The organism is Streptococcus cristatus (genome assembly GCF_008369405.1).
GTDB classification, from domain to species: domain Bacteria; phylum Bacillota; class Bacilli; order Lactobacillales; family Streptococcaceae; genus Streptococcus; species Streptococcus cristatus_G.
This window is the reverse complement of record NZ_VSJJ01000006.1, coordinates 71,790-86,888: the sequence shown is the minus strand read 5'-3', so window position 1 is coordinate 86,888 and position 15,099 is coordinate 71,790. Positions and strand designations below refer to the sequence as shown.

17 protein-coding genes are annotated in these 15,099 nt (G+C 42.8%); 5 read left to right on the top strand and 12 right to left on the bottom strand.

Features of this window, described 5'->3' with window-relative positions:
• The first annotated feature begins 32 nt into the window (after window positions 1-32).
• Window positions 33-968, top strand: coding sequence for a DHH family phosphoesterase (locus FXF62_RS06635; protein WP_149518146.1), 936 nt, complete (start codon window positions 33-35; stop codon window positions 966-968).
• 105 nt (window positions 969-1,073) lie between these two features.
• A complete protein-coding gene (locus tag FXF62_RS06630; protein WP_048763695.1) occupies window positions 1,074-1,316 on the top strand; it encodes a type B 50S ribosomal protein L31 in 243 nt (80 codons plus the stop codon).
• Between the two features lie 158 nt (window positions 1,317-1,474).
• Here the strand turns inward: FXF62_RS06630 and FXF62_RS06625 are convergent, their stop codons facing one another.
• The 6 genes from FXF62_RS06625 to cdaA form a co-directional block, all read right to left on the bottom strand.
• Window positions 1,475-1,630, bottom strand: a complete 156-nt coding sequence (locus FXF62_RS06625; protein ID WP_005590636.1) for a hypothetical protein — start codon at window positions 1,628-1,630, stop codon at window positions 1,475-1,477.
• Between the two features lie 11 nt (window positions 1,631-1,641).
• A complete protein-coding gene (gene obgE / locus FXF62_RS06620) occupies window positions 1,642-2,952 on the bottom strand; it encodes a GTPase ObgE (RefSeq protein WP_149518145.1) in 1,311 nt (436 codons plus the stop codon).
• Window positions 2,953-3,004: 52 nt separating this feature from the next.
• Window positions 3,005-3,133 carry a DUF4044 domain-containing protein gene (locus FXF62_RS06615; protein WP_082757320.1) on the bottom strand — a complete coding sequence of 43 codons (129 nt, stop codon included), beginning with the start codon at window positions 3,131-3,133 and terminating at the stop codon, window positions 3,005-3,007.
• 209 nt (window positions 3,134-3,342) lie between these two features.
• Window positions 3,343-4,695, bottom strand: a complete 1,353-nt coding sequence (glmM, locus tag FXF62_RS06610) for a phosphoglucosamine mutase (protein WP_149518144.1) — start codon at window positions 4,693-4,695, stop codon at window positions 3,343-3,345.
• Window positions 4,696-4,724: 29 nt separating this feature from the next.
• Window positions 4,725-5,474 carry a CdaR family protein gene (locus FXF62_RS06605; protein WP_149518143.1) on the bottom strand — a complete coding sequence of 250 codons (750 nt, stop codon included), beginning with the start codon at window positions 5,472-5,474 and terminating at the stop codon, window positions 4,725-4,727.
• On the bottom strand, window positions 5,461-6,318 hold the full coding sequence (cdaA, locus tag FXF62_RS06600; RefSeq protein ID WP_149518142.1) for a diadenylate cyclase CdaA: 858 nt from the start codon (window positions 6,316-6,318) through the stop codon (window positions 5,461-5,463). The genes FXF62_RS06605 and cdaA overlap by 14 nt, the downstream gene beginning before the upstream one ends.
• A 107-nt stretch (window positions 6,319-6,425) precedes the next feature.
• On the opposite strand from cdaA, the gene murT reads away from it, so the two are divergent.
• The 3 genes from murT to FXF62_RS06585 are packed head-to-tail and all read left to right on the top strand — an operon-like array spanning window position 6,426 to window position 8,825.
• Entirely contained in the window at window positions 6,426-7,769 is a 1,344-nt protein-coding gene (gene murT / locus FXF62_RS06595; protein WP_149518141.1) for a lipid II isoglutaminyl synthase subunit MurT, read from the top strand.
• Window positions 7,769-8,554, top strand: a complete 786-nt coding sequence (gene gatD / locus FXF62_RS06590) for a lipid II isoglutaminyl synthase subunit GatD (RefSeq protein ID WP_149518140.1) — start codon at window positions 7,769-7,771, stop codon at window positions 8,552-8,554. The genes murT and gatD overlap by 1 nt, the downstream gene beginning before the upstream one ends.
• 13 nt (window positions 8,555-8,567) lie before the next feature.
• Complete coding sequence (locus tag FXF62_RS06585; protein WP_149518139.1) at window positions 8,568-8,825, top strand: LapA family protein; 258 nt, start codon at window positions 8,568-8,570, stop codon at window positions 8,823-8,825.
• Between the two features lie 26 nt (window positions 8,826-8,851).
• On the opposite strand, the gene lepB is transcribed toward FXF62_RS06585, so the two are convergent.
• The 6 genes from lepB to FXF62_RS06550 form a co-directional block, all read right to left on the bottom strand.
• Complete coding sequence (lepB, locus tag FXF62_RS06580) at window positions 8,852-9,409, bottom strand: signal peptidase I (protein ID WP_149518138.1); 558 nt, start codon at window positions 9,407-9,409, stop codon at window positions 8,852-8,854.
• Window positions 9,410-9,556: 147 nt separating this feature from the next.
• Window positions 9,557-11,506: a threonine--tRNA ligase gene (gene thrS / locus FXF62_RS06575; protein ID WP_149518137.1), complete on the bottom strand. Its 1,950-nt coding sequence runs from the start codon at window positions 11,504-11,506 to the stop codon at window positions 9,557-9,559.
• A gap of 103 nt (window positions 11,507-11,609) precedes the next feature.
• The gene (locus FXF62_RS10890; protein ID WP_149518179.1) at window positions 11,610-11,966 is read right to left on the bottom strand and encodes a hypothetical protein; all 357 of its coding nucleotides are present in this window, start codon (window positions 11,964-11,966) and stop codon (window positions 11,610-11,612) included.
• A gap of 332 nt (window positions 11,967-12,298) precedes the next feature.
• Entirely contained in the window at window positions 12,299-12,664 is a 366-nt protein-coding gene (locus FXF62_RS10885; RefSeq protein WP_149518136.1) for a hypothetical protein, read from the bottom strand.
• Window positions 12,665-12,700: 36 nt separating this feature from the next.
• Window positions 12,701-14,014 carry a glycosyltransferase family 4 protein gene (locus tag FXF62_RS06555; RefSeq protein WP_149518135.1) on the bottom strand — a complete coding sequence of 438 codons (1,314 nt, stop codon included), beginning with the start codon at window positions 14,012-14,014 and terminating at the stop codon, window positions 12,701-12,703.
• 1 nt (window position 14,015) lies between these two features.
• Complete coding sequence (locus FXF62_RS06550; RefSeq protein ID WP_149518134.1) at window positions 14,016-15,014, bottom strand: glycosyltransferase family 4 protein; 999 nt, start codon at window positions 15,012-15,014, stop codon at window positions 14,016-14,018.
• Between the last annotated feature and the right edge of the window lie 85 nt (window positions 15,015-15,099).

Here is a 15,099-nt window from a genome sequence, read left to right as displayed (position 1 = left end):
ACAATAACTAGAGAAAGTTTAAGAGGTTCACAATGAGTATCTATAGCAAAATTCTGAAAAAAATTAAGGAATACGATAAAATTATCATCCACCGCCACATGCGCCCTGATCCAGATGCGATTGGCAGTCAAGTCGGTTTACAAAAGCTTCTCCAGCTCAACTTTCCTGAAAAATCTATCAAAGTCACAGGTTACGACGAGCCTAGTCTTACTTGGCTAGCAAAGATGGATGAGGTGACAGATGCGGACTATGAGCAGGCCTTGGTAGTCGTATGCGATACAGCCAACACTCCTCGCATTGATGATCAGCGCTACAGTACAGGCGACTTTTTGATTAAAATCGACCATCATCCCAACGATGATGCCTACGGAGATTTGCTGCTGGTTGATACAGATGCTAGTAGCACGAGCGAAATTATCGCTCTTTTTGCCTTCGAAAATCACTTAGAAGTTAATGACTATATCGCTAAACTCCTCTATGCTGGCATTGTCGGGGATACAGGTCGTTTCCTCTATCCAGCGACTACTGCACGCACATTTGAGGTTGCTGGAAAACTTCGCCAATACGCCTTTAATTTTTCAGAGCTTTCTCGAAAAATGGACTCCATCACGCATCAAGTTGCCAAGCTGCAAGGTTATGTTTACGATAATCTAGAAATTGATGAGAATGGTGCTGCGCGCGTTATCCTATCTCAGCAGTTATTGAAAGAAAATCAGCTGACGGATGCTGATACTTCAGCTATTGTAGCTGCACCCGGACGGATCGAAGATGTCCAGATATGGGCCATCTTTGTCGAACAGCCTGACGGCCATTATCGTGTGCGGATGCGCAGTAAATATACTCCAATCAATGAAATTGCCAAGCAACATGATGGAGGTGGCCATCCGCTTGCCAGCGGTGCCAATGCTTATTCCAAAGATGAAGTGGACTTAATTTATCAAAAATTAAAAGAAAGAGCAAAAAAGTAAGAAAATCATCCAAAAGACTTGTCAAATCATTTAGAATTTGATAAACTATCAAAGTAACTAATCTATGGCTCGCAAAGAGTCCATGGCAGAAAGGATTTTTTTAAAATGAGAAAAGACATTCACCCAGAATACCGTCAAGTTGTATTTATGGACACTACTACTGGCTACAAGTTCCTTAGCGGTTCAACTAAACGTTCAAACGAAACTGTTGAATTCGAAGGCGAAACTTACCCATTGATCCGTGTCGAAATTTCATCAGACTCACACCCATTCTACACTGGACGTCAAAAGTTCACTCAAGCAGATGGACGTGTGGATCGTTTCAACAAGAAATACGGTCTCAAATAAGAACCGTATTGACATTAAAAAGAATGTTGATACAAAGCCATTTCCGAAAAATCGGATTTGGCTTTTTTTGTTTTTTCCAATAGAAAATCCTTTGAAATCTGGAATGAAGCAGCATGACTACTGTCACTCATTCCTTCATCTCAAAGGATTGGTTTCAACTATTGATTTTCTTTCAATTTTTCTCGCTCAAGGCGAAGTTTGCGATTTGGATTTAGCCGGTTGAAGAGTTCTTCCAGCTTTTCTGCATTCCAAACATCTGCTGCTGAGACAAAGTTGCCATTTTCATCTCGGAAAGATATTGGTTTATCACCCATTACATATCTCCTTAGTCAACAAATTCAAACTCAAACTTACCGATGCGCACCAAATCTCCGTCCTTGGCACCACGCGCACGAAGTGCTTCGTCAACGCCCATACCACGCAACTGACGAGAGAATTTCATGATGGACTCATCGCGGTCAAAGTTGGTCATTGTAAAGAGTTTTTCTAGCTTATCACCTGAAAGTACCCATGTAGCATCATCATCACGGGAGATTTCGAAGGCTGGCGCTTCTTCATCAAAGCCATAATAAGCCTCGTCTTCCATATCGGATTCTTCATAAAGCAGAAACTCAGGTGTCTTATCCAGCAGCTCAGCCGTCACATCCAAGAGTGTGGCAAGCCCCTGCTTGGTCAGGCTAGAAATAGGGAAAATCTGTGGCAACTCTTCAAATTCATCATAGTTGGCAGCCAATTTTTTCTTAAATTCTTTCAAGTTTTCTGCGCTATCAGGCATATCCATCTTATTAGCTACAATAATCTGTGGCCGCTCCATCAAGCGCAAATTATAGGACTCCAACTCTTTGTTGATCGCAAGGTAATCTTCATAAGGATCGCGTCCCTCACTAGCAGACATATCAATAACGTGCAAAATGACCCGTGTCCGCTCGATATGACGAAGAAACTGGGTGCCTAGGCCTACTCCCTGACTGGCTCCTTCGATCAATCCTGGCAGATCGGCTACCGCAAAAGATTCTCCAGACTGAGTCCGAACCATACCCAGATTAGGAACAATCGTGGTAAAGTGATAGGCCCCGATTTTTGGCTTGGCTGATGTAATTACACTCAGAAGGGTTGACTTACCAACCGAAGGAAAACCGACCAGACCAACATCGGCCAGCACTTTTAGCTCCAGCAGTAATTCTCTTTCCTGACCCGGCTCCCCATTTTCAGAAATTTCCGGAGCAGGATTTTTAGGTGTAGCAAAGCGGATATTACCACGACCGCCACGGCCACCATGCGCCACGATAAATCGTTGACCGTGCTCGATCAAATCCGTAATTACCTTGCCAGTTTCAGCATCACGCACGGTCGTTCCTTGTGGTACACGGACAATCAAATCCTCCGCTCCTCGGCCGTGCATTCCCTTGGTCATTCCTTTTTCGCCCGATTGAGCCTTGAAATGACGATTGTAACGGAAGTCCATCAAGGTACGGAGACCTTCATCCACGACAAAAATCACATCGCCACCACGGCCGCCATCGCCGCCCCAAGGTCCGCCATTGGGTACATATTTTTCTCGACGAAAGGCCACCATGCCATCGCCGCCCTTGCCAGCCTTGACCTGAATCTTGGCTGTATCTAAAAACATACTCATATAAATTCTCGCTTCTTTTTTACTCTAAAAAAACGCCTTGCAGCGTTTAGGATTAGAAGATTGCGCCGATAGCTGATGCAAAAATTGCACCGACTGTTACAAGTAACATGATTACTACAACCAGCATTGTCAATTTTTCAAATCCAGTTTTTTTACGTTGTCCGTTATCTCCAAAAGCCACTTTATTACCTCAATTCCAAGATTACTCCCTATATTTTAACACGATTAGCACACTTTTTCAAATATTTACGAAAGGAAAAGGAAAAAGAGAGTTTTCACCTTGGCAGCAAAAAAACTTCCAAAAATATTTATGAAAATAATTCAAAAAAGATTGAAGAACTTGCCTCAAATAAAGGCTTTCTCCAATCTTTTGAATTTTCTCTTGCTCTTTTAGTCGATGCCAATCTCAGCACGGACAACATCCGCAATTGTGTCCACATAATAGTCCACTTCTTCGTGAGTTGGCGCTTCCGCCATGACGCGCAAAAGAGGCTCTGTTCCACTTGGACGGACAAGGATACGGCCGTATCCTGCCATTTCAGTTTCCATTTTTTCAATAATGTCTCTGATAGCTGGTACTTCCATTGACTTATCTTTCATAGCATTTTCGACACGAATATTGACCAATTTTTGTGGGTAAATGGTCACTTCTGCTGCAAGTTCAGACAAGCTCTTGCCAGTTTCTTTCATCACTTTGGTTAATTGCACCGCTGACAACTGACCATCACCAGTAGTATTATAATCCATGATAATGACATGTCCAGATTGCTCACCGCCTAGATTATAACCGTTCTTGCGCATTTCTTCTACCACATAGCGGTCGCCGACAGCAGTCACTACTTTATTGATGCCTTCACGATCTAAGGCTTTGTGGAAACCAAGGTTGGACATAACGGTGGTCACAATTGTATTTTGAGCCAATTGGCCTTTCTCAGAAAGATACTTGCCGATGATATACATAATCTTGTCACCATCTACAATATCGCCATTTTCATCAACGGCAATCAAACGGTCACTGTCGCCATCAAAAGCGAGACCAATCGCTGCTCCTGACTCACGGACCGTTTCTTGTAAGCCTTCTGGATGAGTAGAGCCTACATTTAAGTTAATGTTGAGACCATCTGGATTTTCTCCGATAACAGTCAGTTGGGCACCCAAATCAGCAAAAATTTGACGGGCACTGGTTGAAGCAGCACCATTTGCCGTATCAAGGGCAACGTGCATTCCTTCAAGATCTAAACCAGTTGAAACGATGTATTGTTGGTACTTACGCAAGCCTTCTGGATAATCCATGACTTTTCCTAAGCCCTCAGCACTTGGACGTGGTAACGTATCTTCTGCTGCGTCCAGCAAAGCTTCGATTTCGAGTTCGCGTTCATCATCCAGTTTATAACCATCGCCACCAAAGAATTTGATGCCATTATCGAGAGCAGGATTGTGGCTAGCTGAAATCATGACACCTGCACTGGCTTTTTCGGATTTGACCAAGTAAGCAACACCTGGAGTCGCGATCACACCTAGTTTGTAGACGTGAATCCCGACAGAAAGCAGACCTGCAATCAAGGCGCTCTCCAACATTTCTCCCGAAATGCGCGTATCACGGCCAACAAATACCCGAGGAACTTCACTTTCGTGTTGGCTCAGAACATATCCACCAAAACGACCTAGTTTAAAGGCCAATTCCGGCGTTAATTCCACATTAGCTTCTCCACGAACACCATCGGTTCCAAAATATTTACCCATTTTTAAAATTTTCCTTTCAAATCTTGCATTTATTTACTAGATGAATTCGAACTTGAGCTCGATTTGGAGCTTGACGAATTCGAATGTGTGGTTTTGGTCGTAACTTTCATCGTTGTTTCAAACGGTGTCACAACACTTGGCAAAACATTCCCATTGGCATCCATGGCCTGCAAGGAAGCTGCCCCACTATAATTTCCTGAAATAGTGACATTGCTTGGTAAAACTGCTGCGACATGATTAACTTTTTCCAAAGTTTCTTCATCGCTTGTCACTGTAACTTCTTCGTGCTCCAAACTCACATTTGTGATAGAAATATCTTCTGCAACCTGACTGGCTGTGATGAGATACTTCACTGGCACTTTCTTGCTTGCTTTTTTACCTATCTTGACTGAAATTTTTTGCGGATTGACCGTAGCAGACAGGCCGCTAGGTAGATTTTCGACTTTCAGCTGCACTTCGACTGTTCCTTCTGATGCATTAGATAAATCCGCTACCACATGGAACTTCCGTGTACTCTCCTGCATTTCGCTACTTAAAGCCACTCTATTAGAACCCGTCAAAACAACACTAGCCTCGGAAGTAAAGCCGCTAATGAAGTACCGCTCACTATCGTACTTGATGTCAATCGGAACATTAGAAATCGTATTGCTATAAGTTTCCGAGGTCACTTGACGAATGCTGATACTATTTTGAAAATTACTAGACGTCGCATAAATAAACAAAACCAAAGCAAAAAATAAGGAGGAGATAATATAGAGAATTTTTTTACTTTGTTTCATTCTTCCATCCTCCCAGGATACGATTCTTTAGGCTCAATTTCTCATGCTTGTCTGATAGCAGGACTTCCCGCAGTTGTGATTCGAACTCGCTCAAACTCAAGTCATGCTTGAAGACTCCATTATGTGTCGTAGAAATACCGCCTGTCTCCTCAGACACGACAAAAGTAAAGGCATCTGAAACTTCCGAAAGGCCTATCGCAGCCCGGTGCCGAGTCCCAAATTCCTTGGAAATACCTGTACTCTCTGTTAGCGGCAAATAGGCACAAGAAGCAGCGATCTTATTATCTTTGATAATAACTGCCCCATCATGCAGAGGCGTATTAGGAATGAAAATATTGATCAACAATTCCCCAGAGATATCCGCATCCAGTGGGATTCCCGTTGCAATGTATTCCTGCAACGTTCGAGCGCCCTGAATAGCCACCAAGGCACCGATCTTACGCGGACTCATGTAAGCTACTGCCTTAACAAAGGCTTGAATCAATTTCTCCTCACTGCTGACTGGAGCAGCAGAAAAAATCTCAGTTGCTCTACCCAGCTTTTCAAGACCAGTCCGAATCTCAGGCGAGAAAATCACCACTGCCGCAATGACCCCGTAGGTAATAACCTGATTGATCAACCATGAAATGGTCGTTAAACCAATGATATTCGCTAAAAACTGTGCCAAGATGAAGAAGAGCACTCCCCGAACCAGAATCATAATTTTGGTCCCGGCAATTGCTTTAGTAAAATGATATAAAATCCAGGTAACCAAAGCAATATCAATAATGTTGATTAAAATATTCCAAGGATTACTGAATACATTAGACCAGTATTGGAGATTGGTTAGTTGTTGAAAATTCATTGCATAGTAGCCCTCCCAGTCAAAAACAAACAGTTCTCAACCATTATATCACTTTTAAGGATATTTTTCTGTAACCTTCTTTACTTTTTTATGATAAAATATTTCTTATGAAGATAAATACAGCATTGGGCCTCCTAGCAGGCAAGTCCTCCCACTTTGTTCTCAGCAAAATGGGACGCGGCTCGACTCTGCCAGGGAAAGTTGCCCTCACATTTGACAAAAACATTCTGCAAAACTTGGCCAAGAACTACGAAGTTGTGGTTATTACCGGAACCAACGGAAAAACTCTGACTACAGCTTTGACTGTGGGCATTCTCAAGGAAGCTTTTGGCGAAGTGGTGACCAATCCTAGCGGTGCTAATATGATTACAGGGATTACCACAACCTTCCTGACAGCTAAAAAAGGCAAATCTGGCAAAAATATCGCTGTGCTGGAAATCGATGAAGCCAGCCTGTCTCGGATTTGTGATTATATCAAGCCTAGCCTCTTCGTCTTGACCAACATTTTCCGTGACCAAATGGACCGCTATGGTGAGATCTACACGACCTACCAGATGATCTTGGATGCTGCAGCTAAAGTGCCTGAAGCGACTGTTCTGATGAATGGTGACAGCCCGCTCTTTAATTCGGTCAGCTTAAAAAATCCAATCCGCTACTATGGATTTGATACTGAGAAAGGTCAAGCTAAACTAGCCCACTACAACACTGAAGGCATCCTCTGTCCCAAGTGCGAGCATATCCTCAAGTACGAGCTTAACACCTATGCTAATCTAGGAGCTTATATCTGTGAGGACTGTGGCTTCAAGCGTCCTAAGCTAGACTACAGCTTGACTGCTCTCAAGACGCTTGAGCATAACCGCTCTGCCTTTACCATTGATGGTCAAGACTATCAAATCAATATCGGCGGTCTTTATAATATCTACAATGCCTTGACCGCTGTATCAGTGGCTCAGTTCTTTGGTGTTGAGCCGGCTACTATTAAGGCTGGCTTTGACAAGAGCCGAGCTGTCTTTGGCCGTCAGGAAACTTTCAAAATTGGCGATAAGGAATGTACCTTGATCTTGATCAAAAATCCAGTCGGTGCGACCCAAGCCTTGGAAATGATTGAGCTGGTACCTTTTGACTTTAGCCTATCTGTCCTGCTTAATGCCAACTATGCGGACGGTATTGATACTAGCTGGATCTGGGATGCTGATTTTGAGAAAATTTTAGAGATGGATATCCCTCAGGTCCTTGCAGGCGGAGTTCGCCACTCAGAGATTGCTCGTCGACTGCGGGTAACAGGCTATCCAGCAGATCAGATTACCGAAGTCAAAGATTTGGAAGCAGTCTTTAAGTTGATTGAAGAGCAAGAAACCAAGCACGCCTATATCCTAGCTACTTATACCGCTATGCTGGAATTCCGCGAGTTGCTGGCAGAACGACAAGTCATCAGAAAGGAGATGAACTAATGGTTTATAGATCCCTCGTTTCTCCTGAAAACCAGGATTATCACTATGACTTAAAAATTGCTCATCTCTACGGCGACCTTATGAATACCTATGGCGACAACGGCAATGTCCTCATGCTCAAGTATGTGGCCGAAAAGCTAGGCGCTAGGGTTGAGGTCGATATTGTCTCCCTAGAGGATGACTTTGATAAGGATAACTATGACATCGTCTTCTTTGGCGGAGGTCAAGACTATGAGCAAACGATCGTGGCTCGTGACTTGCCAGCTAAAAAGGAAGCTTTGGAAAATTTCATCAATGACAACGGCGTTGTTCTAGCTATCTGCGGCGGTTTCCAACTTCTAGGCCAATACTATATCGAAGCGTCTGGCCGTCGAATCGAAGGTCTGGGAATCATGGGACACTACACCCTCAACCAAGTCAAGAATCGCTATATCGGTGACATCAAGATTTATAACGAAGAATTTGATGAAACCTACTACGGCTTTGAAAACCACCAAGGGCGTACTTTTCTCTCCGACGACGAAAAACCTCTGGGCAAAGTCGTCTATGGAAATGGCAACAACCAAGAGGATGGTTGCGAAGGTGTTCATTATAAGAATGTCTTTGGCTCCTACTTCCATGGCCCCATCTTGTCCCGTAATGCGAACTTGGCCTACCGTCTGGTAACCACTGCTCTGAAAAATAAGTATGGCTCTGCCATTGAACTGGCGGCTTATGAGGATATCCTAGCCCAAGAAACTCAAGAAGAATATGGCGATATCAAGAGCAAGGCTGAATTTGAATAATTGGGAGATCGTTATGAAAGAAAAATTACACTATATCCTTCTATTGATTACCATCCTATTGCTTGCTAGCATTTCCTTAGCAAATATGCAGAGCGTCAATGTTAGCTTTATCCTCTTCAGCTTTAAACTTCCCTTAATCATTTTGATTTTGGTCTCTGTCCTCCTGGGCTCGGTCACGACCTTTCTCATCAGCATGTCAAAAAATTTCTCGCTGAAAAAAGAGCTTAAAAAAACCAAAGAAAGTCTTAAAACATCTCAAAAAGAAAACTAGGTTGGAATTTCCAGCCTAGTTTTTTGCTACTTCGTTTCAATAAAACCAAATTTATTTAAGGGAGAAATACGGAATTCTACAATTCCCTTAATCTGCTCCTTTTTGATCAGACCAAATTCTCGACTGTCTTTCGTATTTTCCCGTCGATCATTCAAGATGAGAAAAGAATTTTTAGGGATAGTATCAGAAGTCGCACTTTTTAAATCCATGACAGAAAAATCATGGGTGTAATATCCCGTGCTGGCAGCCGAAGCCAGATATTTTTCCCGCATCTTTTCGATATATTCCTCTGACTGCACCTGATCGTTCAGGTAGAGCAAGTTATCCATATAGGTCACCTTGTCATTTTCCATAGCAATAACACGGCCGACATATTCTTTCCCATCGACCTCATAGAGGGCAAATTCCCCACGAGCAAGCTTGGCTGTCTTATCCGCCAAGACCAAATCATTCTCCGCTAAGAAAGAATTGGCATCCTGCTTGGTGATGCGATAAGGTGTATAGACAAACAAACGTAAGCCTACCAAAATGGCAATAAATACCGTAACAATGATAATATTCCTCAGTAAATCTCTCTTTAACATCTCTCTCCCCTGTCCTTTTATTCTATTATATCATTTTTCATGGGATTAGACAAAACACAGAGACGAGAAAGGATTTTCTTTAATAAAATTGTAAAAAAGGCAAAGCCTGTTGAGGAACTCCCCCAGTCGGATTTGCCTTTCTTATTTTTAATCTTCTTTAGCCACACGAGATTTGTTGGCAATATCAGCTAGGATAGCTTCTACAAAGTCATCAACTGAGACAGTTTGTGTTTCTTTTTGGCCGTAGCGGCGGACATTAACAGTACCGTCTTCCATTTCCTTGTCACCAACGATCAATTGGTAAGGAATTTTGCTAGTTTGAGAAGCACGGATCTTGAACTGCATTTTTTCATTGCGTTCATCCACATCAGCACGAACTCCACGGTCACGGAGTTTCTTCGCCACTTCCCATGCGTAGTCCACGTGTTTTTCGTTAGAAACTGGGATGAGGGTTACTTGGTGTGGTGCAAGCCATGTTGGGAAGGCACCCTTGTAGTTTTCAATCAAGATAGCTGTGAAGCGTTCCATGGTTGAGATAACACCACGGTGAATCATAACTGGACGGTGCTCTTCGCCATCAGCTCCGATGTATTTGAGGTCGAAGCGTTCTGGAAGCAAGAAGTCAAGCTGGATAGTTGAAAGTGTTTCTTCTTTACCAAGGGCAGTTTTAACCTGGATATCCAATTTTGGTCCGTAGAAGGCTGCTTCACCTTCGGCTTCAAAGTAGTCCACACCCATTTCATCAAGGGCAGCACGAAGCATGGTTTGGGCATTTTCCCACATCTCATCGTTATCAAAGTACTTGTGAGTATCTTGAGGGTCGCGAAGAGAGAGACGGAAGCGGTATTCAGTCAAGTTGAAGTCTTCATAAACATCGATAATCAACTGAAGAGCACGCTGGAATTCTTCTTGGATTTGTTCTGGGGTAACGAAAAGGTGACCGTCGTTGAGGGACATCTCACGCACACGTTGAAGACCAGTCAGAGCACCCGATTTTTCATAGCGGTGCATCATTCCGATCTCAGCAATACGGATTGGCAACTCACGGTAAGAGTGAACATGGTGTTTGAAGACTTGGATGTGGTGTGGGCAGTTCATTGGACGAAGGACAAACTCTTCCCCGTCACCCATGTCCATGGTTGGGAACATATCTTCACGGTAGTGATCCCAGTGACCAGAAGTCTTATAAAGTTCCACAGAGGCAAGTGGTGGAGTGTAAACGTGTTGGTAGCCTGCAGCTATTTCCTTATCGACAATGTAGCGTTCCAATTCACGACGGATAGTCGCACCATTTGGCAACCAGAATGGCAAACCTTGTCCAACTTCTTGAGAAATCATGAAGAGGTCAAGCTCTTTACCAAGTTTACGGTGGTCACGTTCTTTGGCTTCTTCACGCATTTGAAGGTAGTTCTTCAAGTCTTTCTTGTCAAACCAAGCTGTACCGTAGATCCGTTGCATCATGGCGTTATCGCTATTCCCACGCCAGTAAGCACCAGCTACATGGAGAAGGTGGAAGATTTGGATTCGACCTGTTGAAGGAACGTGCGGACCACGGCAGAGGTCTACATATTCGCCCTGACGGTAGATGGTCAAACCACCCTCATCTTCCGAGTGCTCTTCAATCAATTCTAACTTGTACGGATCGTTTTTGAAAATTTCACGTGCCTCATCCTTGGTCACTTCCTCACGGATGGATGGTAAGTTTTCTTTGACGATCTTCTTCATTTCTTCTTCGATACGAGGCAGGTCTTCGTTGGAGATTTGGCCAGCTTGATTGTCCGTATCGTAGTAGAAACCATCTTCAATAGCTGGACCGACACCCAAGTGAATGTCTGGGAAGAGACGACGTGCTGCTTGGGCAAACAAGTGAGCAGCTGAGTGACGCAAGATTGGAAGAGCATCTTCGTGATCAGGTGTCACGATTTCGATGCTACCATCCTCGGTGATAGCACGAGTTGTGTCGATGAGTTTGCCGTTGAATTTACCAGCTAAAGCTTTTTTAGCCAAGGAATTGCTGATAGATTGGGCAATTTCAAAAGTAGTAATGCCAGATTCGAATTCACGAACGGCGCCATCTGGGAAAGTAATCTTAATCATGGTTTTCTCCTTAAAAATTTATCATATTTTATAACTGAGGTTTGAAGAACTGGGAAACTGGCTATCAACAAAGAATGATAACAATCGATTGGCTAAATCAATTTCATTTTAGCTTTTTCATTCTGAAAATAAAGAAAAGCGTAGAAATACATAGATAGCATATCAAGGAAAGAATGAGAGACAGGTATTCCTCCTGAGTCATCTCACCTCTCATGTATATCCTTATAGGATAGCTTTTTATCGCATTGACCAAATAGATAATAGCTGTCAAACTTAAAAGATATCCTGTTATAATGAGTTTCTTGTTGTTGAAAAACATTAAGATACCAAGAAAGGGAGCAAGGAATGGCAAGAGAGGAATGAATAGAAAAAATGAAAAGACGACAATATTTTCCGTTCCCCATAGACTGAGCGTATTCATTAGCCAGACATAGACTAATAGGAAGCTACAAGTCATCATCCAAGATAATATTTTCTTCAAATCTATCACCTCATTTAACTCTTGGCTAAATTCATTTTAACTTTGTCGTAACTATTCTCCATACAAAAAACGACATCCTCAAAAGGACGTCGCAACGTGGTTCCACCTTCATTTATGTTCCTCAAAAAAGAGGAACACCTCTGATTGGCTCTAACGTAGCCACCGTTTTATGTTTTCATAAAAACCAGTAGAGTAGTCCCAACTGCATCCTCTGCGCGATTTCCAGCTCCACGCGCTCTCTAAAAGATTTCCTGCAGGTGATATGTCTCTAAAAATTATTATAGCACGATTGAAAAAATTTGCAAGAACTTTTATTGGTTTCCAGCTCTGCTATTTTTCCTAGTAAATCTATAAATCACATACCCCAAGCCATTTCCAGCTAGTGAGAAAAGGAAATAAGCGGCATGATAAAGAGGAATCCACTCCCCAAAGGTGAAAATAGTCAGGAAAAATAAGAGGGCAACCAAGAAAGAAAAGCGCAAAGAAAATCCATGAAAAGCTGCATAGAGCAGGGACACCAACAAGGTTGCCAGAGGGGAGTAGATGAGAACATTTCCAACTACTAGCCCCTTACTTAAGATGGAACCTATGGGCAAATATCGTAACAGTATATAAAAGACAAAATAGAAAAAGAAAAGGGGGAGCAAAAAGAAAATTTCTTTTTTATGGACTTTCATAAGAGCACCTCCGTTCATTAGGTCTTATAAGGAAGTTTATTCCCAATATTTCCGAATATTCTTAATCTGCTTCTTAGATGCTTTTATCATCCTAGTTGAGCTGTTTACCGGCAGTGACATGATTTTTCCTGGCAAATAGACAATGGTCTTAGCTAAGCGTTTGGCCATCGTTTCTTCAGGATTGAGATCATTATGAAAATCCTTGCTAATGGTCAAATCCAAATAGAATTCATAGACACGGCGACCAAAATTCTCAGCGGAAATCTCGTATAATTTATCGGCTAGCTTTTTCTCGTCCATATCTGGTGTTGCCAAAATGGCTTCTAAAATAGCCCCTGCTAAATCCCGATTTTCATAATAGAGTGTACCGAAAGTTTTATCGCTGATGACATTGTCTAGATAAGGATTGCCATGGGCGATGATTGGCGTACCGCTGGCTAAGCTTTCCAGATAGGTTAGTCCCTGCGTCTCACTGGTTGAGGCTGAGATAAAGAAATCTGCCGCTTTATAATAGAGGGCTGTATCGCTTGGCGCAATCATTCCTGTGAAAATGACTGCATCCTCAATATGGAGCTGGACTACCAAAGCTTTTAAGTCCTCTGCATACGGTCCATCTCCGACAATGACCAACTTCACCTTGGCATTTTCTTCCAGAACCATTGGCAGTGCTTCAACAATCGCCTGAATATTTTTCTCGTAAGAAATTCTTGATAAACTGAGCAGCATGATTTCGTCTTCTGCTATGCCCAGCTTAAAGCGCAGTTTCATGATATCTTCCCGTGAGAGTTCTGGGCGGTCAAACTTGGCCAAGTCGATTCCTGTTGGAATGACCCGTTTTTCTGCCTTGATTTTATAGCCGACCAAAAGATCGTAAACAATCTCAGAAGGACAAACGACACCATCCAAATCGCTCATAAAGCCACGCACGATGTACTTGACCATACTTGGACGAATCACCATTCCTTTGGCAAGATAGTGCACATAGTCCTCATACTGGGTATGGTAGGTGTGAACCACTGGAATCCGCAATTCCTTGGCAATCCAGATTCCCAAAAGGCCCAGAGAAAACTCTGTCTGGGTATGGATGATATCCAGCTGGTACTGGCGGGCAATTTCCAAAGCATTGGAAAAACCACGATAAGCTACACGCCGATCCTTAAAAGCGAAGAAAGGCACGCTGGGAATACGGATAATTTGCCAATCCTCATAGCGGTTGACATCCTTGTCCGTCGTAGTAAAAATAAAGACTGTGTGACCTAGTTTCTCTAGCTCAGTCTTGAGGGTACGAATGCTCGTCGCAACCCCGGAAACCTGAGGAAAATAGGTATCTGTAAAAAGACCAATCCGCATATCACATCTCCAAAACTGTTTGGTAAGCCTTGACTAACTGAAGTGCGACATCATCAATAGAGCGACTCTCCGCAACGCGATAACCTGCTTCACGTTTGTCCACTTTTCCGTCAAGAACCTTACGAAGCGATTCAACAAACTCATCTACATTATGACAAAGCTCCGCCGACTCTTCATTAATCCAGCCATTATAAACAGGAATATCACGCAGGACCACATGTTGACCACTGGCCAGCGCTTCTAGAACCACAATCCCTTCTGTCTCTTCATAAGATGGGAAAAAGAAAGCGTCACTGCCTGACATGGCTCCTTGGAAGACTGCACCTTTGAAATAACCTGGAAATTCTACGTTTTCTGGATGATTAAAGAGGACAAGCTCTCGGATCTTGCGCGGAATAAGCCAAAGATTGATAGAACCCAGCCAGATAAAGCGGACATCTGGCATTCTACGAGCTACTTCGACAAAGTCTTCGATTCCTTTTCGTCTGAAATAAAGGCCTGCACAGATTACGACTTTCTGTCCCTCAGCAATCTGAAAATGTTTTTTAAAGACTTCTTCCTTACGTTTGTCTTTCTTGTATTTAGACAGCTCAATGCCATTTGACACAGCTATGATGGGCGTCGTTACACCGTAGGATTGAATCAATTTCTTTGAATACTCAGACGGAGTAATGATAAAGTCCGCCATTTTATACATGTGAGCTAAATATTTGCCAAATAAAGGCGCAAAAAGATTAGAGCCAATAAAAGAGTTTTCAAAGTCTTCTTTGGTCGAATGTCCGTGCATGATCACTTTTTTGCCTCCCCGCTTAGCCGCGTGAAGAAGAAGCAAACTACGAGGTCCGTAAGTGTTGATGTGCACGACATCATAATCTCCTAAAACATCTGTTGTATAAGGAATTCCTGCCAGATCCAATGCATGCATTTGATGCTGCAAGGCACGGCCGATGCCTGACTTTTCTAAAACAGACTTTCCTTCTAGATATAGTAATACTTTCATATCTTCTATTATACCCAAAAGAAGCAAAAAAAGAAACGCCAAGGGAAGATTGGCAATTAAATAATGCACTCAACCTTCCCACAAG